This window comes from Ethanoligenens harbinense YUAN-3 (genome assembly GCF_000178115.2).
GTDB lineage: Bacteria > Bacillota > Clostridia > Oscillospirales > Ethanoligenentaceae > Ethanoligenens > Ethanoligenens harbinense.
Genome location: NC_014828.1, coordinates 802,389 through 825,316, shown reverse-complemented (window position 1 = coordinate 825,316; position 22,928 = coordinate 802,389). Strand labels below are relative to the sequence as shown.

Below are 22,928 nucleotides of genomic sequence, written 5' to 3'. Positions count from 1 at the left end.
GTTTCCTTACATCAATCCAATGCATAGGGCAGAAAGGAAAATGCAAAAGTGAACGCATTTTCATCAAAACGATAGTCTGGCAGCAATTCCGGGCCGCAGCTGTTGGAGCCGATGCCGTTCTGTTTATAGTCCACGCACAAAATCGTGCCCCCGGCCGGTTCCAGTTCAAATTCATGCTCTTTTTGCGTGAGTTCTTCCTGGGTGTACGGCGATGCCTGAAAACTGAATGGCCGATTCGAGGTGAATGCCAGAGCCGTACCGCCCCCGGCCAGCTCCAGATATTCGCTGCCGAAGTGGGAGCCGTTTTCCTGCGGACGGATATACGGCACATGCTGCTCTTCCACTGTGCTTTCAAACAAGCCGCGGTAAGACGCCTGATGTTTGTCGGCATAGCTTTCGATCGGCCCGTAGGCAAAATAGCGCACATGCGAAAATGCGCGATCTAAAAACAGCCGGACACCGAACCGTGGAAGAACGGGCATAACGGGGTTTTTGCGGACCTCAAAAGAAACGTCCACCCTACCGCTCGCGTGTACGCGGTAGGCAGCGTCGATGTGCAGGACGGGCTGGATGAAAAGGGGCGCCAGTGATGACCGACAATGCAATACCACACAGTCCCTGTCTCGTTTCACATCCGTCTCATACACCTTGGGAAGCGCCCGGTCATATCCGGCCGCATACCATTCGTGTTTGATGTTTCGGTCGTTATCGGTAGGCGCGCGCCAGATATTCAGGCTCATGGGCCCTGTGAGCAGTTCTTTGCCTTTAGAAGTCAAACTGGTGAACGTCCCCTCATAACGGTCAAAGCCATAGCGGAAGTCCCGGCCGAAGATAGAGATGTACCGTTCCCCTTCCTCAAAAGAGACCGGAGCGGTCACCACAAGCTCCGGCAGTTGGAACCCGCCACTGACCGGGAGTTCAAACTGGTCGAAACCCAGCTCTGTCCCCGTGGGGACACAATCGGCGCCGCCCTTTTTCAGATAGCGCAGGCGCAAAAAGCAGCGTCCGTCTTCCGGCAGCACGTAGGGAATGCTGACGGTCTCTGCCGTGTGGGGCGCAATGGACAGAGTCGGCAACGAGCCGGATTGCACCGTTTTGCCGTTGCGCGTGAGTTCGTAAACAATGTCCACCGTATTGCCCGTGTCGGAAAAATCCTGGCAGTTTTTCAGAATGAAAATACCTTGCCGCGTATCCGCAGCCTCTGCGCGCACCGGCCGCAGAACGTTTTTATATTCCAGAAGCCCCGTGGACGGTGTGCGGTCCGGAAAGACCAGACCATCCACACAAAAATTTCCGTCGTTTGGAAAATCACCGAAATCACCGCCATACAGATACCTGGGCTTCCCATCCGGCGTTTCCCCGGCATAGACGGCGTGGTCACACCATTCCCAAACACACCCTCCCCAAAAGCCGTCATAACGATAGATCTGTTTGAAATAATCTTCCAGATCCCCCGGGCCGTTGCCCATCGCGTGGCAGAACTCACACTGGATAAACGGTTTTTGCTGCGGTTGGCTGAAATAGGTATCCACAAACTGGGTGGACGCATACATGCGGCTGTAGACATCCAACACCGACAGATCGGTGTTCGTGCCCGGATAAGGATGCACGCTGCTTTCGTAATGGACCGGGCGGGAAGCATCGGCTGCGTGAACCCATTCGGCGGCTTTTACAAAATTGTCCCCATATCCGGACTCATTCCCAAGCGACCACATGATGACACTGGGGCGGTTTTTGTCCCGTGCGACCAGGTGCTGCACCCGGCGGAGGATGGCGTTTGCAAAACGGCTGTCCGCCGCCAGCCTGCCGATCTCCCGTTCATCCGCGCCATAGAGATCAATGCCGCCGTGCGCTTCGATGTCCGCCTCGTCGATCACATAAAATCCCAGCCGGTCGCACAGGTACAGCAGTTCGGGGCAAGGAGGGTAGTGGCTGGTGCGAACGGCATTGATGTTGTGGTTTTTCATCAATGTCAAGTCACGCAGAAGCTGTTCCGCAGATTGTGTATAACCGGTCACCGGATCGCTGTCGTGCCGGTTGACGCCTTTGATTTTAAACGATTTGCCGTTCAGGAGCGCCACGCCTTTTCGCATCTCGATTTTGCGCAGCCCCACCGGTTCCCGGATCGTTTCTCCGCAGGACGACAGCTCCAGGTTATAGAGATAAGGCTGTTCCGCATTCCAGAGTTTTGGTGCGTCCACTTGCAGAGAAAAGATTCCGTCGGCGGATTCTCCCTGCGCCAAGAGCGTATTGCCGTCCCAAAATCGGTATGCGATCGATCCGATACCCTCTAAAAACCGGGCGCTTACGTGCAGCCATGCGGTTTTCAGATCTTCTGAAAACTGTTGGGAAACCGTAAAATCCCGCAAATGGTTCTGCGCACGCCGCAGGAGATAAACACTTCGGAAAATACCGGACATACGCAATTTGTCCTGATCCTCCAAATAGGTGCCATCACACCATTTCAATACCAAAACAGCCAGTTTGTTACGGCCTTCCCGCAGAAAACGGGTAATGTCGTATTCCACATGCGCATGCGAGATTTTATGAAAACCGGCAAATTGTCCGTTTATGTAGACATACGCACAGGAATCAATCCCTTCAAAATTCAAGAACATATGCGAGCCATCCCGCTGGTCGGCGTAGTCAAACCAAGTGGCATAGGCGCCGCAGGGGTTTTGGAAAGGCACATACGGCGGGTCATACGGGATGGGATACCGCGTGTTGGTATACTGGTGCGCATCGTACCCGCCGCATTGCCAGACAGACGGCACCGTGATCGGTTCCATGTCAGACTCATCATAGGATGGCTGCGGGAAGCATTCCGGCACTTCCAGCACATTGGGGAACAACCGGAAAAGCCATGTTCCATCCAACGGGGTCACGCAGCCGGAATCGGCCAGCCGGCCGCCCGCGTCTGCCGTTCCCTCCGGGACCGGGATGTAATAGGCCCGATCCGGCATGGTCCCAATGCTGGTGATTTCAGGATTTTCGTAATAGTTTGGCAGATTCATTATGCAGACCTCTTCTCTAACCCTTCACAGCCCCGCTGAGCATCCCTTGAATGAAGTTCTTCTGGAAGACGAGGAAGAACACCAATACCGGAATCAACGCGATGACCGCACCCACCATAATGGCGCCGTAGTTGATGACATTGCCCGGTGCGACCAGCATGGCCAGCGCCAGCGGCAGCGTATAGCTGTCCGCTTTGTTGAGCACGATCAACGGCCACATATAGTTGCCCCACTGGCTGACAAACGTCAGGATTCCCAAGGAGGCCAATGCCGGTTTCATGGTAGGCAAAACGATGCGGAAAAAGGTGCTTATTTCCCCTGCCCCGTCAATCCGCGAAGATTCGATCAGATCGTTGGGGAACTGCTCAAAACTCTGCCGCATCAAAAACACGCCGAACATCGCGGCCAGGTTTGGAATGATGATGGCCCAGGGCGTGTTCACCCAGTTCATCTTGGTCATCTGGATAAACAACGGCACCATCGTGACCTGCGGCGGAATCATCATGGTGATCAGGCAGGCAAAAAAGATGACGTTTTTTCCTTTAAAGCGATACTTGGCAAACCCATAGCCGGCCATGGAATCAATCAACAGGGTCAGAACCGTGAAGACAATGGTAATAAACAGGCTGTTGAGCAGGTTGTTCCAAATAGGCACCGCCTGCTGGAGCTTGGTAAGGTTGCTTAGAAAATTACCTTTTGGAATAAGCGTATTGCTTAAATTGAAAATTTCCGTGTTGTTGTGGGTGGAAGCGATGAATGTCCAGATAAAAGGGAAAATAGCGATAATGGAGGCTGCCGTGAGGATGATGTAAATAGCAGCTTTTGTACCGGTGCGTTTCATCTTTAATCCTCCTTCGTTACACGGAATTGGATGAGCGTCATGATTGCTATGATAATAGCAAGGATGTAGGAGCCGGCCGATGCAACGCCAAAGTTGAAGTTTTTAAACCCGATCTGATACAGATAAAGGACCGAGGTAAGGGTGGCATTTGCCGGGCCGCCCTGCGTCAGCAGTTGCGGCTCTGTGAAAAGCTGAAGCGTACCGTTGATGGAGTTGAAGACACAGAACATGATCACCGGCTTGAGCTGCGGAATGGTGATCCGGAAAAATTTCACGACCGAGTTCGCCCCGTCGATGTCCGCCGCTTCGTAAAGATCGGCTGAGATGTTTTGCAGGCCGGAAAGAATAATGATGCTGTTATAGCCGGTCCACCGCCAGGTAAGCGCCAGAATAATGACCATCATGGCAAGAGGGCCGTTGGAAAACCAGTGGTGCGGGCTGACACCGAATACGCCGAGGACATTGTTGACAAGGCCATTGTTTTCATTAAAAAACAGAGAAAAAATGATGGAGTAGCTTACGGCGTCGATTAAAACCGGCATAAAGGTGAACATGCGGAAGAACCCTTTGCCGCGAATCAGCGCGGAATTCAGCAGGTTGCCAAACACCAGCGCAAGCAGGATCATAATCGGCACTTGTATCAGCAGAATAATAAAATTGTTGAGCAGGGACTTATAAAACAACGGCTCGGTCAACAGATACGTATAATTTTTGAGCCCTACAAAAACAATGTCTCCTGCACGGTATTTGCTGAAGCTCAGTACGACAGAGTATATAATCGGGTACAACATAAAGATAGCGAACAGAGCAAGAAACGGCCCGACGAAAATAAGAGGTGATAGTTTCTTCCTTAGTGTATAACCCATGCGGAGCACCTCCTTACACTATGTTTTGGCGATTCAAAAGAATATGAAGCGTTAGCTTATTCGTTATCGACGGCTTTTTGCGCGGAAGCAGTAGCATCGCTCAGTGTCTTGGAGACATCTCCGCTTTTCAGAAGGATCGAACCGACCGCCGTTTTGAGGGCATTGTTCACATCTGTAAAATACGGGCCATAGGTCACGCTCGGAATCTTATCGGAAAGGCCGGCAAAAGTCGCGCCCACGGAAACACCGAAGTACGAATCAACTTCCTTATATTCGGGGTCGCTATATGATTTTTTGTACGAGGTAAAGAGTTTACCCGCGTCAAGGTTGATCTTGTTTCCTTCGCTGCTCATCAGCGAAAACTTAACGAACGCTTTTGCCAGGGCAGCGTTGCTCGTTTTAGACGAAATTGCCAGCGCCGATCCGCCTTCGTTGGCCTGCGTGTTGCCGCCCGCAGTGAACGCCGGCAGCGGGATGATGCCCCACTTGCCGCTCTGGTCGCTATTGGAGCTTTCCAGTGTGCCCGCATACCAAACCGCATAGGGGATTGTGGCGATCTGATTGTTTTCCGTAGCCGTGATGCGGTCGTTCCACTCATTGGAAAGGTTGATGGACACGCCTTCCGAAATAAACTGCTTGCAGAGGTTCATTGCTTTCACCATTTCGTCCGAATCCAGCTTGACTTTGCCTTTGCTGTCATAAAACTGGCCGCCCAACTGATTCAAAAGGAGGAGAAGCATATCGTTTGAGGTGGAGCCGCTGTAGTCAAAGCCGAGCAGTTTGGTTTTGCCGTCGGTCGCCTGCACAATCTTTTTGCCCGCAGCGATGTAATCGTCATAGGTTTTGATGCTGCTTGGGTCCACACCCGCCTGCTGGAAAATGTCTTTGCGGTAATAAAGCGCACACGGTCCCAGATCCCACGGCACCGCGTAGTATTTCCCTTTTATTTTGGTCAAATTGAGCACATAAGAATCAAAGTTGCTCTCTTCCGACTTCATCATATCGCTCACGTCCGCCCATGCGTCGGGGTATTTGTTGACGAAGCTCTGCACGTCGCGGTTCTGCATCTGCACGACATCCGGAACGCCGGAACCGGCGGCCAGCTCGGTATACAGTTTGGTGTAGTTGCCGTCCACCTTCTGAACATTGACCGTCGTACCCGGATTTTCGGCCATAAACGCCTTTGCCTCGGCCGACAGCGCATCAGCCGCGTCATTCCATCCCGCAACGGAAATGGTGCCCGAAAGTTTGCCCGAAGAACTCGCGCCCGAGGTGCTGCCCGCCGTGCTGTTGGAGCAGCCGCTCAGCACAACCCCGCACAGGATTGACAGCGCCACCGCCGACCCACAAATTCTTTTTAATCCACTTTTTACCATGATATTTTCCTCCAGTCAGTCGTTTAAAAATACTTCTCTTGAATCTCGTGCACTTTGTTGTAATGCTGGAGCGTTTCCAGAGTGTTCTTGGTATGGCGGCTTGAGTTTTACTAAATTTAGTTAATGTATTGCTGGTTCTGTGCAACTAGAGTATACCAGATATTTATCTTTTTTCAATAGTTTTTTTAAAAATATTTTAACTAATTTAGCGTAGTTGTCTTATTATGCAGATGATCGTTTTGTATTATAATAAAAAAATAGACATATAGTATATTTTCTTCAGGCCATAGGCTTGGCGTGTTACTTATCTTTTTATGATTCATGCGTAATTTTTATCACAATGATTAATAAAATATCAGGAAAATGTATAGTTAAATTCATCACAATGTATTATAATAATAGAAACCTTATTTTTGATTATTTCTTACGTATTACGTGACATATACCAACAGATGGGACTGAATCACATGGCAACTATAAAAGACATAGCAAAAATCGTAGGGGTCTCCACAACAACGGTTTCAAGGGTGCTTAATAACGATCCCGAGTTTACCGTGAGTGCAAATACACGTATGCATATTTTTCAGACCGCTGAAAAATTGGCTTATAAAAAAAGAGCGCCCGCTTCCGTGACCCATCGCGTCGCTCTGCTGTATTGGTTGACGGAAAATGAAGAACTGGAGGACATATACTATAAGCAGATACGCATGGAGCTGGAAACGAAATTCCAGGATTACAACATTTCCATGCGGCGTTACGACAAAGAAGAGGGCATCGGCGCCATTGATCCCGAAACAGATGCCTTTTTGATCGTCGGTCGGTTTGAAAAACAGGAGTTTGAGAAAATAACGTCCATTTCGCGGTTGGGCGTTATCATAGATACTGCTTCAAACGATATTTTTTTTGATTCGGTGCGCCCAAATTTATCTTTGATGATTCGCCAGATGATTGATCATTTTCTCGCACAAGGGCATCGCAAAATCGGCCTGATCTGCGGGCACGATTATGGACAGCAAAAACGTGTTGAAACCTTGGATATCCGGGAAAATGCCTTCCGCGAATATATGGAAGAACTGGGGATTCTAAACGAAAAGTATATTTTTCGTTCGGCCACGGGATCTGTGTCCGGTGGCTATCAGTGCGCCCTGAATGCCATCGAAGAAAGCAGTGGCGACCTGCCCACCGCTTTCTGTGTGGCCAGCGATCCACTGGCGGTGGGAACGTTGCAGGCATTCCATGAAAAAGGGATTGCCATTCCCCAAAGGGTCAGCTTTTTTAGTATTGACGATGTAATCGTAAGTAAATATGTTTCCCCGCCTCTGACAACATTCCACATTGATATACCGTTTATGTGCCAAACGGCGCTGAAGTTGCTTCAAGAACGATTGGCAAACCCTAATATGCCACAGGAAACCATTCTGCTCAACGGTACGCCAGTATACCGCAAAAGCATACAAAACATATAAAGGAAAACATCCCGCCAAATCCAAAAGCGCCCCAACCGCAATTCTATACACCTACGGCTGGGGGCTGAATGATGCGTCCGTCCGATGCTCCTCATTCAGCTTCTTGATGCCAAAACGTCGCCATCCATTTTGGATGGCGACGTTTTGGCATGCTGAAAACCGCATGTTCAATCAATCAGAAAGGAACCGCAAAAAACAATATTCAAGAGAACCCGCTTGCCTTATCCGCATCCCTACTCCGCTCTCAGAACCCCCTTTAGCATAAAAGCCGCGTCGCATTCATTTTCAGCATCTCATGCCGCCGAACAAATGGAAAGCGGTTGCCGGGCGGCCTGTCCGCTTCAGCGTTTTGGGTCCGGGTCTTTAAAAATGGGCTCTTCCGCGGCCGGAGCGGACGGTTGTCCGGCGTGCGGATCAATCATGTGTTTTTTCACCAGCGGCCATACCGTAAAATTGACCAGCAAACCAATGGTGCCGGCTGTAATAAACGGAAACAAGACCAGCAGCGGCGGCACCAGGATGCAGGTTACAAACAGGATAACCGCGCTTAGAACGGTAACCAGAACATTCCGCCCGATGCCGGCAAATGCAAAAATCAGGGCATTGCGGTAAACGTCTTTGAGCCTCATCTCAAACGTAACGATGATCAGGAAAACATAATATTGCATGAACAGGAACAACAGGCCGCCAAAACACAGGAATGCCAACAGAAAATAAGCGATACGCTGTGTACCCAAAAGAGCGGAATAAAATTGAAGCAGCACCCCCAAGCAGTCGAATCCGACTACAGCGATCGCTGATGCCGCCAGTGCCTGTTTCCAGTTTTGCCGCGCAGCGTCTTTGAAATCCCCCCAGATAAAAGAGGGCCTTTCGCGAGCAAAATCCCGCAGTTCATAGACAAAACCTGCCGTGAACGGTCCGGTGAATATAATCGGAAGCGTGCAAAGATAAAAGAGCCAACTGCCGACGATATGCGCCGAGACAGCAAAAACGAGTGGAATGCAGAAAAGGATGCAGAAAACCGCATACAGCAGGTTGAGCCTAACCAGGTACCAAAATTTCCGCGTGTAGATTTCCAAAAAGCGGCCGGGCGCCGATTTGGGCTTTTCGTCTTTGCTTACGCCGGGGCCCGGTCTGTCATAGCGCATATTAAAAAAACTCAAAGAGATTGCCTCCTGTCCCGAAAGCGATTTCACACCACTTTATTATATACCAGTTTAAAAAGCAAAACCACCGGCAGCGGCAGATCCGGTTCGTCAGCAAAAGGTGCCCTACGCTTTTTGTAAGACACCTTTTTATCCATGCGGCCAAGGGACATTGATTCCATTTTGCCGGCGGTGTTGGCGGATGCATATTGCCCGGCACAGAAAACGTGAATCCTCACATCATGCACTTATGTGGGCGCCGGAAGCGGCTCATGCGTTTTTTATACCGGATGTGGATACGTTTATTCCGTTTCCGTGAGCAGGACAGCCTGATACGGCAGGAGTTCCAGCATATGGCCTTTGCGGGCCGTACCCTCCAGATTGGTAAATACAAGCCCTTCACAGCCTGAAAGATTGAAATCCGTGCGGGAGCTGCCGAAGTTGAGCAGAACCAGCACCGAACGCCCTTTCAGCGCGCGGCGGTACGCAATGATGGTTCCGCCGCACTCCACCGGTTCAAACGTCCCGTAGGTGAGGAGGTCGGATACGGAAGACCGCCTGCGCAGGCCGATCAGTCGCTGATAATCGCTGAGGATCGAATGCGGGTCGCCCGCCTGTTGCTCTTCGTTGACCGCAACATAATTGGGATTGACTTTCAGCCAGGGGCTGCCGGTGGTGAAGCCCGCGTTTGGCCCATCATTCCACTGAAAGGGCGTGCGGCTGTTGTCGCGGCTTCTGCGGTTAAAATATTCGAGCATCCATTCATGTGCATGCCCTCTCCGCAGTCCATCCTCGTATTGGTTGGAGACAGCCAGATCGTCATACTCCCCAAGCTCCATGGGGCAGTTGGTCATCCCCAGTTCTTCTCCCTGATAGATAAACGGCGTGCCGCGCAATGTCAGAAGCAGCGTGGCCAGCATGGTCGCACTGGCATAACCGATGTCTTCCGCCGGGATGTATTTGTTCAGTGAACGCGGCTGGTCGTGGTTCTCCAGAAAAGGCGCCGCCCATCCCCCGACATCCTGTGTGTGCATCTGGCTTTTGAACAGAGCGGCGCGCAGGTCATCCAGCGTGAAAACAGGTTTGGAAAACGGCGGCAGACCACGTTCATCGATATCCGCATAGGTAAAATCAAACGTCATGGAGAAAAATCCGTCCGGCCCGATAAACGCCTTGAGCAAATCGGGAGGGACATCCGCTTCCGCCACCGTCATGCTGTCGTGCGGACGAAAGGTATGATCCGCCAGTTCACTCAAAAAGTCCGTGATGCCGGGCTGGTTGACGACCCAGTCCCTTATAAACGCCGTGCCGTCGGGAGCATCCGCTTCAAACAGCCGATGAGCACGCACCAGCGGGGATTTTTTAATGTTGCTGATAGCATCAATACGAAACCCGCCAAGGCCTTTGTCCAGCCACCAGTTGACCATATCGGCGATCTCCGCGCGCAAAGCGGGGTTTTCCCAGTTAAGGTCGGGCTGTTCGGCGGCAAAGGCATGGAAATACCAGCGGTTCGTGCCGGGCACGCGCGTCCAGGCCGGAGTGGAAAAATACGCGCGCAAATTGTTGGGCGGGTTTCCGTCCTCTGTTTCCTCAAAAATGTAATAATCGGCGTATTTGCTGCCCGGATCGCGGATCGCTTCCTGGAACCATGGGTGCTGATCCGAGGTATGGTTGACCACAAGATCCATCAGGATTTTGATGCCCCGTTTGTCCGCCTCCGCGATCAGGCGGTCCATATCCTCGTTCGTTCCAAAAAGCGGATCGGTCTTACGGTAGTCGGAGATGTCATACCCGTTGTCCACCATGGGAGACTGAAAGACCGGACTGAGCCAGAGGACATTCACGCCCAGCGAGGCAATATAGTCCAGCTTCTGCAAAATGCCGGGGAGGTCGCCCACCCCGTCGCCGTTGGTGTCCAGAAAACTTTTGGGATAGATCTGATAAGCGATCAAACCTTGCCACCATTTGCTCTGCATAGCGATATCCCTCATTGTTTGTATAAGTAGACTCTTGCTTCATACGGGCGCAACGCGGCGGTCGGAGCCGCGTCGTCATAGTTGCCGATAAGCTGCGCGGGCGTGTCGGCACAGCCATCCGGCAGCGGCACGGTGAGCATCTGGTCGGAAAAGTTGCAAAGAACCAGCAGAGTTTCATCACGCAGGATGCGCCGATAGGCAAAAATATGTTCATCCTGTTCCAGCCACGGCTCAACCGAGCCATAGACAATGATCTCATGGCTGTGCCGCAGCGCAATCAGTTCCTGATAATACGAAAAGACGGAATCCGGGTCGCCCACCTGCGCCTTGGCGTTGATCTCGGTGTAATTCGGGTTGACGCCGATCCACGGCGTTCCGGAGGTGAAACCGGCATTCGCACCGTCGTCCCACTGCATGGGAGTGCGGGCGTTATCGCGGCTGATGCGGTGCAGAAAACGCATCATCTGCTCGTGGGACAGCCCACGCTTATGCACCAACTCGTCGTAGGCATTCCGTGTTTCGATATCGCGGTATTCCTCCAGCGTCCGGAACGGCACGTTGGTCATGCCCAGTTCCTCTCCCTGATAAACATACGGCGTGCCCTGCAGCATGTGGAGAGCGGTTGCGATCATTTTGGCCGAGCGTTCCCGCCACTCTTTGCTGTCGTTGCCGAAACGGGAAACCGCGCGGGGTTGGTCATGGTTATCCCAAAACAGGCTGTTCCAGGCCACGCCGTCCAACCCGGTCTGCCACCGGAACAGGATATCCTTGAGCTTGGGCAGGTCCAGCGGATCATCGTTCCATTTGCCGTACGGGCCTTGATGATCCACATGTTCGAACTGGAACACCATATTCAGTTCTCCGGTGTGCAGCCCGGCGTATTTTTTGGCTTCCTCCACCGTCACGCCCGGGGTCTCCCCGACGGTCATGATATCAAACTGCGAGAGAACCTTCCGGTTCATTTCGCGCAGGTATTCGTGCACATGCGGACCGTTGTTGGTGAAGACGTTGCCGTCCCCATACAAAGCGCCCGGCGCGACCTCGCCGTCCAGCAGGCCCGGCTGCTTGGAGATCATGCTGATGACATCCATGCGGAATCCGTCGATTCCCTTTTGGAGCCACCACGTCATCATATCAAAAACGGAGCCGCGCACCGCCGGATTATCCCAGTTGAGATCCGGTTGCTTTGGGGAAAAAAAGTGCAGGTAATACTGTCCGCGTCCCTCGTCATACTGCCAGGCGGAACCGGAAAAATAGCTGCCCCAGTTGTTGGGCTCTTTGCCATCTTTTCCGTCTCGCCAGATGTAATAATCACTGTAGGTGTTGTCTTTGGACTTGCGGCTTTCCGCAAACCAGGCATGCTCATCCGAAGTATGGTTGACCACCAGATCCATCACGATCTTCAAACCGAGGTTGTGCGCTGCTTTCAACAGCTCGTCAAAATCGGCCATGGTGCCAAATTCACTCATAATGGAACGGTAATCGCTGATGTCATACCCGTTGTCGTCGTTTGGGGACTGGTAGATGGGGCAAAGCCACACCACATCCGCACCCAGTTCCCGGATATAACCCAAATGGCTGGTGATGCCCGGCAGATCACCGATACCATCTCCGTTGGAATCCTGAAAGCTGCGCGGATAAATTTGATAGACAACGGCTTCTTTCCACCATGCTTTTTCCATTGTTTACACCTCGTTTTCATAAAAGACAAATTGCCGAAAAGCGATGCTGCCGCATTATCCCGTGATCGGGCCGCCCAAAGCAATGGCTCCCCCGCCCTGTTCCAACAGTTCCCGGACCGAGCCTCGCTCAACGATGTCAAACGGGATCAGGCGGCTCGGCGGCTTTTGGCTGGTGCGTATCTGCTCAAGCAGCATCTCCACCGCCTGCCGCCCCATCTCCTCAAAAGACTGCGCGAGCGTGGTCAGCGGGGGAATGCCCATTTCGGATGTGACCACGTTGTCATACCCGATGATCGAGAAGTTGCCCGGCACCGCAATTCCTTGCACATGCGCCTGCGACAGCACCGCCAGTGCCATATCGTCGGATGCGGCCGCCACCGCCGTGAACCGGTCCGCCTGCCGCACAAGCCTGCCCGCTGTTTCCAGTGTGCCGTGATAACTGAAATCACCGTAAAAAACCAGGTCGTCATCCAGTGTCAGACCGTGGTCGGCAATCGCCTGCCGATAGCCGCAAAGCCGCGCATGCCCGGCGGTGGCATCATCGGCCGGGCCAACCAGCAAAGCAAAGCGCCGGTGTCCTTTGCGATAGAGATATTCGACCGAAGCATAGGCAGCAGCGTAATCATCCACACGGATGCACGGGATACTGTCGTCGTTCTGATAGCTGTTGATGAGCACACAAGGAGCGCTTTTGTTGTGAAGCGTCTCCCCCAAAGCTTCCCGGGGCTGGTGCCCGCAAAAAACAAATCCGTCAATCTGGAAACGGGCGAGCATATTGATGTGTTTGACGATATCCTCAACGGTTTCTGCGGAGTGGCAGACAAGCACCTGATAACCCGACTCGGCCGCCTCTTTTTCAAATGCATACAGGATGCGGTCGAGCGAGGTGGTCACCGCCACCGGCAGCAGGAATCCTAAAAGGTTGGAGCGCTGTGTCTTTAAACTGCGCGCAAGGGTGTTCTGATGATAGTTCAACGTTTGAATCGCTTGCAATACCGCTTTTTCGGTGGCCTCTGTGTAGCCGCCCAGATTGTTGAGTACGCGGGAAACCGTTGCAATGGAAACGCCAGCCTCTCTGGCCACATCTCTGATCGTTGCGTTCTCTGTCATCTTTGTCTCACCCACAATCCAGTCAAAAGTAAACGTTTACATTTGCAATTATACACTGTTTGTTTGGGAAGTCAACTCTGTTTTTCAGCCACTTTTACATTTTCGTTTGCATATCTATTATTTTTTTGTTTAATGAGCACGAATCGCTTGCCTTCCTTGTTCAGCAGCGATTTCCGCGTGGTTTTTTCCCTTGCCAAAGCCCTTTCCACTATATATCCGCCATACAAAACGCACAAAATAAATATATTATTCGCAATATTTTAAAATTTGTTATTGACATTTCACAAAATAGCAAGTATAATCGTTTACAGTAAACGTTTACATACGGCGGTTTTTATTAAATTTGCTTCATGGGATATGGTTCCCCGTCTTACTCACGCAAAAGTAGTTTTTGGAACGATCGGTAAATAAGCTGTATGCGTTAAGTAAACGTTTACATACGCTTTGCCGACTCGAAAGGAGAAGGGTTTCTATGAAAAAAAGCAAATTGGCAGCTCTCGGTCTTGCGGCAGCCCTGATGGTGGGCACATTTGCCGGGTGCAGCAGCGGCACCACAAGCGGTAAAAAAGTGACCATCGACATCTATCAGTTCAAGGTGGAAACGAAGAGCGCGCTGGACAAAGCCATCGCCCAGTATGAGAAAGAAAATCCGAACGTGACCATCAACGAACAGACCGTCGGCGGCGGCGGCGACTATGCCGGCACTCTGAAAACCAAGTTCTCATCCGGGCAGGAACCGGCCATCTATAATATCTTCGGGCAGACAGATACACACACCTGGAAAGACAAAGACGTTGATCTTTCCAATGAGTCCTGGGTGTCGCAGGCTGTGTCCGGAACCTTAGGCGGCGCGACACTGGACGGAAAAGTCTATGGCATGCCGTTCGATCTGGAAGGCTACGGCCTGCTTTACAATAAGACCGTTTTCCAGAAAGCGGGCATCGACGCCAGCAAGCTCACCACGATGGACGCGATCGAGCAGGCATACGCCACGCTGGATTCCCAGAAATCCAAACTCGGCCTGACCGCCGTGACCGCCTGGGCGGCCAAGGAAACCTGGGTGACGGCCAACCACGGCATGAACCCGTTCGTCGCGCCGGAATTCAAAGACGACGAGGCGGCATACAATTCCAAAACATTGGCCTTCAATTATAGCGACGGCTTCAAAAAATATGTAGATCTGAACATCAAATATTCCTACAAGCCCAACGGCAGCGCTTCTTCCATCAACAGCATCGATTACACGACACAGGTGGAACAGCTCTTTGCACTGGGCAAAGTGGCCGTTATCCAGCAGGGCAACTGGGTCATCCCGACGATCAAAGGCATTGATCCCGACCTGGCCAAAAACGTCGGCATCATCCCCATCCCGGTGGAAAGCAGTGCAGGCACCATCACCGGCAAAATTCCAGTGGGCGTCGCGGCTTACTGGGCCATCAACAAAGACAAAGATGCGGATACCATCGCAGCCTGCAAGAAGTTCCTCAACTGGCTCTATCAGTCCGATGAAGGCAAAAAGATGATCGTGAACAACTTCGGATTCATCCCGCCCTTCAAGAACTATTCCGCCAGCCTCGTGAGCAATCTCGACCCGCTCAGCCAGGATATCGAGAAATACGCGAGCGCCGGCAATACCATTTCGTGGGTCTTCAACGATTATCCCAGCGGTTACACGGATAAAGTCGGCGCCGACATCAGTAAATACATCGCCGGTCAACTCTCTTGGGATCAGTTCGTGACCAATACCAAAAACAACTGGTCGAGCCTGCGCCAGTAACCGCGTGCCCGTGGCAGCGCACTGACGGCTCAAAAAGAGGGGGAAACGTCATGGTCAAAAAACGCATAACCTATTGGGCGTTCCTGGCGCCCGTACTCATCACGTTCGCAATTGCCCAGATCATCCCGTTCATCATGGGTATTCTCTACTCATTCACCAACTGGAACGGCGTGTCGGCAAATGTTTCCTTTAATGGCTTGACAAACTATCTGGCCATTTTCAAGGACAAAGATTTCGGGAACGCCTTCATCTTCACCATCGAATACACAATTGTGGCCGTTATTCTCCTCAATGTATTCGGTTTCCTTCTGGCGATGCTGTCCACAAGAGAATCCCGCATCAGCCGGTTTCTGCGCACTATTTTCTTCATGCCCAATCTCATCGGCGGACTGATCCTCGGCTTTATCTGGCTGTTCATCTTCATGCAGGTGTTCCAAAACGTGGGCACATTCACACATCAGGCGTGGCTGACCGGATGGCTCTCGGATCAGAAAACCGGCATGGCAGGTCTCATCATCCTCACCATCTGGCAGATGGCAGGGTATTACATGCTCATCTACATCTCCTCCATCCAGAGCGTGTCGCCCGAGATCATCGAAGCCGCCAAAATCGACGGCGCCAACTCGTTCCAGCGCACCTGGTTCATCACCATGCCGCTCATCCGGCCCGCGTTCACCATCTGCCTGTTTTTAACCCTCTCCAACTCGTTCAAGCTCTATGACCAGAACCTTTCGCTCACCAACGGCGGGCCGTCCAACTCCACCACCATGCTCGCCATGAACATTTACAAAACAGCATTTTCTTACAATCAGATGGGGCAGGCGCAGGCCAAAGCGGTCATCTTCTTCATTGTGGTGGCCCTGATTGGCATCACGCAGGTTTATCTGACATCGAGGAAGGAGATTGAGGCGTGATGCAAACGATTGAAGCAAATAAAATACCCCTGAAACCCGCGCCCGTTGCACGCTCATCCGGCTCGAGCCAGGCAGGAAGCGCTTTCCTCAAAGTCATCTCTCTCGTAGTCAAGATTTTTCTGGCGATCCTGTTCCTGTCCCCGTTCTACATCCTCATAGTCAACTCATTCAAGACCCGCAAGGAGATTTTCACAAACACACTGGCACTCCCCGCCATCCCCCAGTGGAACAACTACTCCCGCGCACTCGACGCCATGAATTTTCTGTCGGCGCTGCGCAACTCACTGGTTATCACGCTTTGCAGCGTTGGCATTATCATCGTGTTCACCTCGATGGCCGCATGGATGATTACGCGTACCAAGACCAAAGTCAGTCAGGTGCTCTATCTGGTGTTCGTTGCTTCCATGATCATCCCGTTTCAGGCCATCATGCTTCCGCTGATGCGCGAGATGGGGCAGCTGAACCTGCTCAACATCCCCGGCCTGATCTTTGTTTACCTCGGGTTCGGCGCTTCCATGGGCGTGTTCATCTTTTCGGGCTTTGTCAAGAGCATTCCCAAGGAACTGGACGAGGCCGCGATGATGGACGGCTGCAATACCCTCCAGACTTTCTGGTACATCATCTTCCCATTGCTCAAGCCCGCCACCTTTACCATCGCCGTGCTCGACGTGGTATGGATCTGGAACGACTACCTGCTGCCGTCTTTGACCATCAACAATCCGGGCACCATGACCATCCCCCTGCAGACCTTCTTCTTTTTCGGCCAGTTCACCAAGCAGTGGGATATGGCGCTGGCGGCGCTGGTCATGTGCATCATCCCCGTCATCGTGTTCTATCTCTTCGCCCAGAAATACATCATCAAAGCAGTCACGGCCGGCAGCATCAAATAACTGAAAACCGCAGTGTCCAGCGATTTTTTGTTTGAAACCGGCACCTTCCTTTTCTTGAAAACGGCATAGTTACGGCTATGCCGTTTTCTTTTTTGAACAAGATGCCCTCCGTCCTGCCGGCAGGCTTCACATCTTTCGCAAAACAAAAAACAGAATGCATTTTTATATGTTTGGAGGAATCGAAATGTTTGGCAACTTGCAAAAATTTGAACAAACGGGCCACACCGTCCGGCTGACATTTGAACAGAACCGGGCTGAGGTCGATGTCATCGCGCCCGATATCGTCCACTTTTTCGCTCCTCAAAAAGACGAGCACCGCCTTTCCAAAGCGGTGGAGAACCCGCCTGCGTCCAACACGGACTTCCATGTTGAGGATGCGGACGGACTCGTCGTGATTACCACCTCCAAACTGCGCGTCGAAATATCCAGGGATTTTCATATCGACATCTTCGACACACAGGGCCGCGCGGTCTGCAGGGATTACCAGGGTGAGCCGGAACCGTTTATCCGCTATGGCGGCAGCGCCACCGGCAAGTCGTTTGTGAGCGCGGAAGGGCACGAGGAGGCCGGCAAAAACGCGCCTATGAAGGTATCGGTCTACAAACAACTGGACGGCGACACGCATTTTTACGGATTGGGCGAAAAAACCGGGCCGCTGAACAAAAAGGGCTACCACTACCGCATGTGGAACACCGACAATCCGCTGCCGCATACCGAAAATTTCGATACGCTGTACAAGTCCATCCCGTTTTTGATCGCCCTGCACGGGGAAACGGCCTACGGCATCTTTTTTGACAATACATACGAAAGCTATTTCGATATGGGTCGTGACAACAGCGCCTATTATTATTTCGGGGCGAAAGACGGCAACCTTGATTATTACTTCATCTATGGCCCGTCCCTCAAATCCGTGGTGAGCGGCTATACGTCCCTGACCGGGCGCACGCCGCTGCCGCAGCTTTGGGCGCTGGGTTATCAGCAGTGCCGCTGGAGCTACGCGCCGAAAGAGCGCCTGCTTGAAGTGGCCGAACGATTCCGTAAAGAGCATATCCCCTGTGATGTGCTGTATCTTGATATTGATTATATGGACGGCTACCGTGTGTTCACCTACGACCGGGAACGCTTCTCCGATTTCAAGGGCATGATCCGGAAACTGAAAGACGACGGCTTTAAGGTCGTCACCATCATCGACCCGGGCGTGAAAAAAGACGCGGGATACGCCGTATATGAGGAAGGACTGAAAAACGGTTACTTCATCACCGATCCGGATGGGATTCCCTACGTCAATGCCGTGTGGCCCGGTGATGCGCTGTTCCCCGATTTTTCCAACGCGAAGGTGCGCGCATGGTGGGCCGACAAGCAGCAATTTCTGATTGAAAACGGGGTGGCCGGCGTTTGGAACGATATGAACGAGCCGGCATCGTTCCACGGACCTCTGCCGGATGACGTGCAGTTCCATAACGACGGGTACCGCACCGACCACGCCGAAATGCATAATGTCTACGGCCACTACATGGCGCGGTCTGCGTTCGAAGGGTTCCGGAAGCACAGCGACAAAAGGCCCTTTGTCATCACACGCGCCTGCTATGCAGGCACGCAGAAATATTCGACGATCTGGACGGGCGACAACCAGAGCCTGTGGGAGCACCTTCGTATGTCGATCCCACAGTTGCTGAACCTTGGCTTGAGCGGTTTCGCTTACGCGGGATGCGACGTGGGCGGCTTCGGGTTTGACTGCACGCCTGAACTGCTTTCGCGCTGGGTGCAGGTGGGCTGTTTCACCCCGCTGTTCCGTAACCATTCCAGTTATGAAACGCGCAGCCAGGAGCCCTGGGCATTCGATGAGCAGACCAAGGCCATCAACCAGAAATACATTGAGCTGTGCTATACGCTGTTGCCCTATCTTTACGACGCGCTGCGCGAAGGGGAGCAGACCGGGCTGCCGGTGATGCGTCCGCTGGTACTGGAGTTTCAGGACGACCCGGCCGTAACCGACATCAACGACGAATTCCTTTGCGGGAGTGCTTTGCTGGTGGCGCCGGTAGTACAGCAGGGGCAACGCGCGCGTTCCGTATATCTGCCGAAAGGCGCCAACTGGATCGATTTCTGGACAAACGAGACATTTGCCGGCGGGCAGAACATCCTGCGTGACGCGCCGCTCGACCTCTGCCCCATCTATGTGAAAGAGGGCTCGATCCTGCCGCGCTGGCCGGTCCGGCAGTATGTTGGCGAGCAGGCCGCCGATACGCTGATACTCGATGTCTGTCTGCCGGCACCCGGTGAGGAGGCATCCTGCACGCACTTTACCGACGACGGCGAAACCTTCGCGTATCGCGAAGGCGGATACAACCGCTATGAGGCCATCGTTCGACCGGACGGCCCCGGCGCCGCTGTGCTGCGCGTGAAAAAAACACACGCAGGATACGGGAACGGATATCGCACGCTCCATATCCGGTGTGTGGGCAAACCGGCCGCTATCCTGACCTCGGCCGGCAAGGCCGCCTCACCCGGAGAAGCTGTGGCCTGCCCATTTGAGACGGACACAGTGGAACTGCTCTTGCGTTACTGACACCCCGGATGCCCCGTTTACCGGCCGTTATTGGTTTCGGCCGGTCCAAAACGTTCCGGACCCCATCGAAAAAACAACGATAAAGAGGAATTTACATGCGCTATTCGATCGGCATTGATCTCGGCGGCACAAACATCGCCGTCGGCATCGTGGATGAGCAGTTTCAGTTGGTGGATACCCTCAGTGTCCCCACGCAGGCAAACCGTCCCTGGAAGCAGGTCGTCGCAGATATGGCACGCTGCGTACACACACTGCTTGCCAACAACGCCCTCGACCCATCCTCTTGTATCGGACTGGGAGCAGGCGTACCGGGCGTTATCTACAGCTCCGCAGGGACCGTGCTGTTCAGCAACAACCTGCGCTGGGAACATGTGCCGCTGGGGCACGCACTCGCCGTAGCAACGGGATTTCCCGTTCGGCTGAGCAATGACGCCAACTGCGCCGCACTGGGAGAAGTGGTCGCCGGCGCGGCAAAAGGGCGGAAAAACGTTGTGCTGCTCACCTTGGGCACAGGCGTAGGCGGCGGCGTCATCATCGACGGAAAGATTTATGAGGGAACGCAGGGTGCCGGCGCAGAGTTGGGCCACTGCACGTTGATAATGGATGGCCTGCCTTGCACCTGCGGGCGCAAGGGGTGCATCGAGGTTTATGCCTCTGCCACGGCGCTCGTCCGCCAGGCGGGCGAAGCGGTTGCTTCACACCCCGACAGTATCCTGGCAGGCAAGGCCCTGAACGGCCGCAGCATTTTCGATGCCATGCATCGGGGCGATCCGACGGCCACCCATGTTGTTGAGCAGTATAAGCACTATCTGGATGAGACGGCCGTGAATATGGTGAATATCTTCCGCCCTGAGGTTCTGCTGATTGGCGGCGGCATTTCCGGAGAGGGGCAGCCTCTGGTCGACCGCCTGAACGCATATGTACGGAAGAACTGTTACGCCGCCCCATATGCTTTTGTCACAACCGTCAAAATTGCCGCGCTGGGCAATAAAGCGGGAATCGTCGGCGCCGCGGCGCTGTGCCTTGCCTGACCGGATCTGAACAGAAGCTTCTTCAGCCACAAGACAGATGCGAACTTTTCTGCAGTTGGAAAGTGTTCGGATCTGCCTTGTGGCTGAAAATATTTTATAACACAAGGACGCGCGGATACGCATTTTCCGATCGCATCGTGCCGCTCCGTTCCAGGCCCCATGGGCACATGGGATTCGATGTGATATAAGAAAAGGTATGTGTCAGGCGTGTGTTGCCTGACCGGACAAGCCGGCATGCCCGCGGGAAAGAGAAAAATCCCTCCGCCGCCGGCTTTCGTGCCTTTGTGCACCGACACCGCATCCGTTTCTGAAAAACGATCTGGAACGGAACCGTTCCATACCCATTTGGAACTGCGGCCCGTTATAAAAATAGAAAAATCCAGATTTGGCGGTTTCACGCGGGAAGATAATCGAAGGGAAAGAACATAGGCTATCTATTAGACGTATGCGGGAGAAGCTGTCCGAATAAAAGAAAGAGAGCGCTTTTTGCAGGGCTGCTCATTCTCACACTTTTCAGGCTTTGGCTTTCATCTGCGCAGACAATGCGCTGTATTCCATTGATGGGATACGACGACATGCTGTTTCTGGTGCATGCGGTCAATATCGCCCATGGGCACTGGCTGGGTGCCTATGACCAGAACACCCTGGTAAAAGGCGTGTTTTACCCCCTGTTCATCGCCGCCAACCACTACATCGGGCTGCCGCTTCTGCTCACCCAGCAACTGCTGTTTGTTTTCGCCTGTGCGGTATCCATACGCGCCATTGCCCCTTTCGTCAGAAATCCCCTCATACTGGCCGTTTGCTACGTGGTCTTTCTGTTCAACCCCGGCAGATACACATCCATGGCGACCACCCGCGTCATCCGTGATTTTGTTTGCGGCTCCTGCACGCTTCTCGCTGTTTCCTGCATGGCGGCGATGTATATCCGGCTTTTTGCCCAAAAAAGCATTCGGATGGTATGGCCCGTCCTGATGGGCCTGTCTTTTGCAGGTGCCTGGCTGACACGCGAGGACTCCGCCTGGGTCCTGCCTTTTCTTGTCGTGGTCACGGTTCTGTGTCTGGTTCTGGTCATCCTCCGCCGGAAAGAAGCGGCGGCGCCGCAGACCATTGCCGTGCTGGTTCTGCCGTTTCTCATTTTCGGTGCGTGCAATGCGCTGGTCGCGGGCGCAAACGCTTTTGCATACGGCATCTTCATCACCAACGAATATGCGGAGCCTAATTTCCTTAACGCATACAGCGCCCTTGGCCGCATCGACACCGGGAAAACGATCCCCCGAGTAACGGTGACCAAAGCCGCGCGGATGCAGGCCTATGCTGTCAGCCCGGCTTTCCGGGAGCTCCAGCCGTATCTGGACGGCGAAACGCCCGGCACGCTTTTCACCTGGAACCTGCGCAACGCCGTGGCAGCCGCAGGGTATTATAAAAGCCCGGCCGCCGCCAGTGCATACTATAAGCGCCTGGCAACGGAACTGAACGATGCATTTGCAAAAGGCGAACTCAAGAGTTATCCGAACTCCATCAGTCTGGGGATGCTTTCACCCTGGCGCAGCCAATATCTGCTGCCTACGCTGAACGCGACTCTGGCCGGGATTCGCTACAACATCACATTCAGAGACTGCAGCCCGTATCCGGAACCGAGCGATCCGTTTCCCGCCGGCATCGCGCTCTATCAGGCCATGACCTACGACATCGCAAATCTGGATAGTACGCCGTATTTCACCGACCCCGGCAAGCTTCCACCCACCACGGGCGGAGAGGGCGTCACGATGGAAAACGGTCCTTCCCTCTACCAAAAGGCTTCCAGCCTCACCGGAAAACGGATCGGAATATTGCATCGCTTTACAGAACTCTACCAGGTTTGTTTTCCCGTGCTGTTTGCACTGGCCGTTTTGTGTTACGCATACCTCACCATCCGCCTTATCCTCACGCTACGCCGGAAACAGAACGGGATCATTGTCCCTCCTGGCTGATCAGCACAGTTGTATTTCTCACCTTTTTGCTGCGGGTGTCGATTTTTGCGTACGGGACCGTCGGATCCGATGTTCCCTTCTCACCGCAGTATATGTCCCCGGCCTATTTTCAGATGATGTTCTGCACGCTTTTCACCATCGGCACGGCCGCCACACTGCTGCAAAATCAGATCGTCTCCCTACGGCCCAATCCCCCGCCGGCAAAACAGGACAAGCAACCGGACCTTGACGCATGCGGCCGCGCCTGATACGTTTGAAAAAGAACCGTGACGCACAACAGAAAAAGCCGCCCGAACGGGCG

15 protein-coding genes are annotated in these 22,928 nt (G+C 53.2%); 7 read left to right on the top strand and 8 right to left on the bottom strand.

Annotation, left to right across the window (positions count from 1 at the left end; all coding sequences use genetic code 11):
- Positions 1-11 precede the first annotated feature (11 nt).
- The 4 genes from ETHHA_RS03840 to ETHHA_RS03825 are packed head-to-tail and all read right to left on the bottom strand — an operon-like array spanning position 12 to position 6,097.
- Positions 12-3,014, bottom strand: a complete 3,003-nt coding sequence (locus ETHHA_RS03840) for a glycoside hydrolase family 2 TIM barrel-domain containing protein (protein WP_013484694.1) — start codon at positions 3,012-3,014, stop codon at positions 12-14.
- 16 nt (positions 3,015-3,030) lie between these two features.
- Positions 3,031-3,855, bottom strand: coding sequence for a carbohydrate ABC transporter permease (locus ETHHA_RS03835; RefSeq protein ID WP_013484693.1), 825 nt, complete (start codon positions 3,853-3,855; stop codon positions 3,031-3,033).
- 2 nt (positions 3,856-3,857) lie between these two features.
- A complete protein-coding gene (locus ETHHA_RS03830) occupies positions 3,858-4,721 on the bottom strand; it encodes a carbohydrate ABC transporter permease (protein ID WP_013484692.1) in 864 nt (287 codons plus the stop codon).
- Between the two features lie 56 nt (positions 4,722-4,777).
- Positions 4,778-6,097, bottom strand: coding sequence for an ABC transporter substrate-binding protein (locus ETHHA_RS03825; protein WP_013484691.1), 1,320 nt, complete (start codon positions 6,095-6,097; stop codon positions 4,778-4,780).
- A gap of 467 nt (positions 6,098-6,564) precedes the next feature.
- Here ETHHA_RS03825 and ETHHA_RS03820 point away from each other — a divergent pair, with 467 nt between their 5' ends.
- Positions 6,565-7,563, top strand: coding sequence for a LacI family DNA-binding transcriptional regulator (locus ETHHA_RS03820; protein ID WP_013484690.1), 999 nt, complete (start codon positions 6,565-6,567; stop codon positions 7,561-7,563).
- 341 nt (positions 7,564-7,904) lie between these two features.
- Here the strand turns inward: ETHHA_RS03820 and ETHHA_RS03815 are convergent, their stop codons facing one another.
- The 4 genes from ETHHA_RS03815 to ETHHA_RS03795 all read right to left on the bottom strand — a co-directional run bounded on the left by ETHHA_RS03815 (position 7,905) and on the right by ETHHA_RS03795 (position 13,476).
- On the bottom strand, positions 7,905-8,726 hold the full coding sequence (locus tag ETHHA_RS03815) for a DUF624 domain-containing protein (RefSeq protein ID WP_013484689.1): 822 nt from the start codon (positions 8,724-8,726) through the stop codon (positions 7,905-7,907).
- Between the two features lie 284 nt (positions 8,727-9,010).
- Positions 9,011-10,684 (bottom strand): glycoside hydrolase family 13 protein, encoded by a 1,674-nt coding sequence (locus ETHHA_RS03805; RefSeq protein ID WP_013484688.1) that lies wholly within the window; start codon positions 10,682-10,684, stop codon positions 9,011-9,013.
- Between the two features lie 11 nt (positions 10,685-10,695).
- Positions 10,696-12,366, bottom strand: a complete 1,671-nt coding sequence (locus ETHHA_RS03800; protein WP_013484687.1) for a glycoside hydrolase family 13 protein — start codon at positions 12,364-12,366, stop codon at positions 10,696-10,698.
- Positions 12,367-12,420: 54 nt separating this feature from the next.
- On the bottom strand, positions 12,421-13,476 hold the full coding sequence (locus ETHHA_RS03795) for a substrate-binding domain-containing protein (protein WP_013484686.1): 1,056 nt from the start codon (positions 13,474-13,476) through the stop codon (positions 12,421-12,423).
- Positions 13,477-13,948: 472 nt separating this feature from the next.
- Here ETHHA_RS03795 and ETHHA_RS03790 point away from each other — a divergent pair, with 472 nt between their 5' ends.
- From ETHHA_RS03790 to ETHHA_RS03765, 6 genes are all read left to right on the top strand, one after another.
- On the top strand, positions 13,949-15,253 hold the full coding sequence (locus tag ETHHA_RS03790; RefSeq protein ID WP_013484685.1) for an ABC transporter substrate-binding protein: 1,305 nt from the start codon (positions 13,949-13,951) through the stop codon (positions 15,251-15,253).
- Positions 15,254-15,303: 50 nt separating this feature from the next.
- Positions 15,304-16,167 carry a carbohydrate ABC transporter permease gene (locus tag ETHHA_RS03785; RefSeq protein ID WP_013484684.1) on the top strand — a complete coding sequence of 288 codons (864 nt, stop codon included), beginning with the start codon at positions 15,304-15,306 and terminating at the stop codon, positions 16,165-16,167.
- Positions 16,167-17,057: a carbohydrate ABC transporter permease gene (locus tag ETHHA_RS03780; protein ID WP_013484683.1), complete on the top strand. Its 891-nt coding sequence runs from the start codon at positions 16,167-16,169 to the stop codon at positions 17,055-17,057. Before ETHHA_RS03785 ends, ETHHA_RS03780 begins: the two co-directional genes overlap by 1 nt.
- A 184-nt stretch (positions 17,058-17,241) precedes the next feature.
- Positions 17,242-19,626, top strand: a complete 2,385-nt coding sequence (locus tag ETHHA_RS03775) for a glycoside hydrolase family 31 protein (protein WP_013484682.1) — start codon at positions 17,242-17,244, stop codon at positions 19,624-19,626.
- Positions 19,627-19,721: 95 nt separating this feature from the next.
- A complete protein-coding gene (locus tag ETHHA_RS03770; RefSeq protein WP_013484681.1) occupies positions 19,722-20,657 on the top strand; it encodes an ROK family protein in 936 nt (311 codons plus the stop codon).
- Between the two features lie 575 nt (positions 20,658-21,232).
- Complete coding sequence (locus tag ETHHA_RS03765; protein ID WP_041686637.1) at positions 21,233-22,627, top strand: hypothetical protein; 1,395 nt, start codon at positions 21,233-21,235, stop codon at positions 22,625-22,627.
- Positions 22,628-22,928: the final 301 nt, after the last annotated feature.

What these genes read in the sequence shown, in the direction of transcription:
- ETHHA_RS03820 (WP_013484690.1), top strand. Translation starts at nt 6,565, where the DNA reads ATGGCAACTATAAAAGACATAGCAAAAATCGTAGGGGTCTCCACAACA.
- ETHHA_RS03790 (WP_013484685.1), top strand. Translation starts at nt 13,949, where the DNA reads ATGAAAAAAAGCAAATTGGCAGCTCTCGGTCTTGCGGCAGCCCTGATG.
- ETHHA_RS03805 (WP_013484688.1), bottom strand. Translation starts at nt 10,684, where the DNA reads ATGCAGAGCAAATGGTGGCAAGGTTTGATCGCTTATCAGATCTATCCC.
- ETHHA_RS03840 (WP_013484694.1), bottom strand. Translation starts at nt 3,014, where the DNA reads ATGAATCTGCCAAACTATTACGAAAATCCTGAAATCACCAGCATTGGG.
- ETHHA_RS03775 (WP_013484682.1), top strand. Translation starts at nt 17,242, where the DNA reads ATGTTTGGCAACTTGCAAAAATTTGAACAAACGGGCCACACCGTCCGG.
- ETHHA_RS03800 (WP_013484687.1), bottom strand. Translation starts at nt 12,366, where the DNA reads ATGGAAAAAGCATGGTGGAAAGAAGCCGTTGTCTATCAAATTTATCCG.
- ETHHA_RS03835 (WP_013484693.1), bottom strand. Translation starts at nt 3,855, where the DNA reads ATGAAACGCACCGGTACAAAAGCTGCTATTTACATCATCCTCACGGCA.
- ETHHA_RS03830 (WP_013484692.1), bottom strand. Translation starts at nt 4,721, where the DNA reads ATGGGTTATACACTAAGGAAGAAACTATCACCTCTTATTTTCGTCGGG.
- ETHHA_RS03795 (WP_013484686.1), bottom strand. Translation starts at nt 13,476, where the DNA reads ATGACAGAGAACGCAACGATCAGAGATGTGGCCAGAGAGGCTGGCGTT.
- ETHHA_RS03770 (WP_013484681.1), top strand. Translation starts at nt 19,722, where the DNA reads ATGCGCTATTCGATCGGCATTGATCTCGGCGGCACAAACATCGCCGTC.
- ETHHA_RS03780 (WP_013484683.1), top strand. Translation starts at nt 16,167, where the DNA reads ATGCAAACGATTGAAGCAAATAAAATACCCCTGAAACCCGCGCCCGTT.
- ETHHA_RS03825 (WP_013484691.1), bottom strand. Translation starts at nt 6,097, where the DNA reads ATGGTAAAAAGTGGATTAAAAAGAATTTGTGGGTCGGCGGTGGCGCTG.
- ETHHA_RS03765 (WP_041686637.1), top strand. Translation starts at nt 21,233, where the DNA reads ATGCTGTTTCTGGTGCATGCGGTCAATATCGCCCATGGGCACTGGCTG.
- ETHHA_RS03785 (WP_013484684.1), top strand. Translation starts at nt 15,304, where the DNA reads ATGGTCAAAAAACGCATAACCTATTGGGCGTTCCTGGCGCCCGTACTC.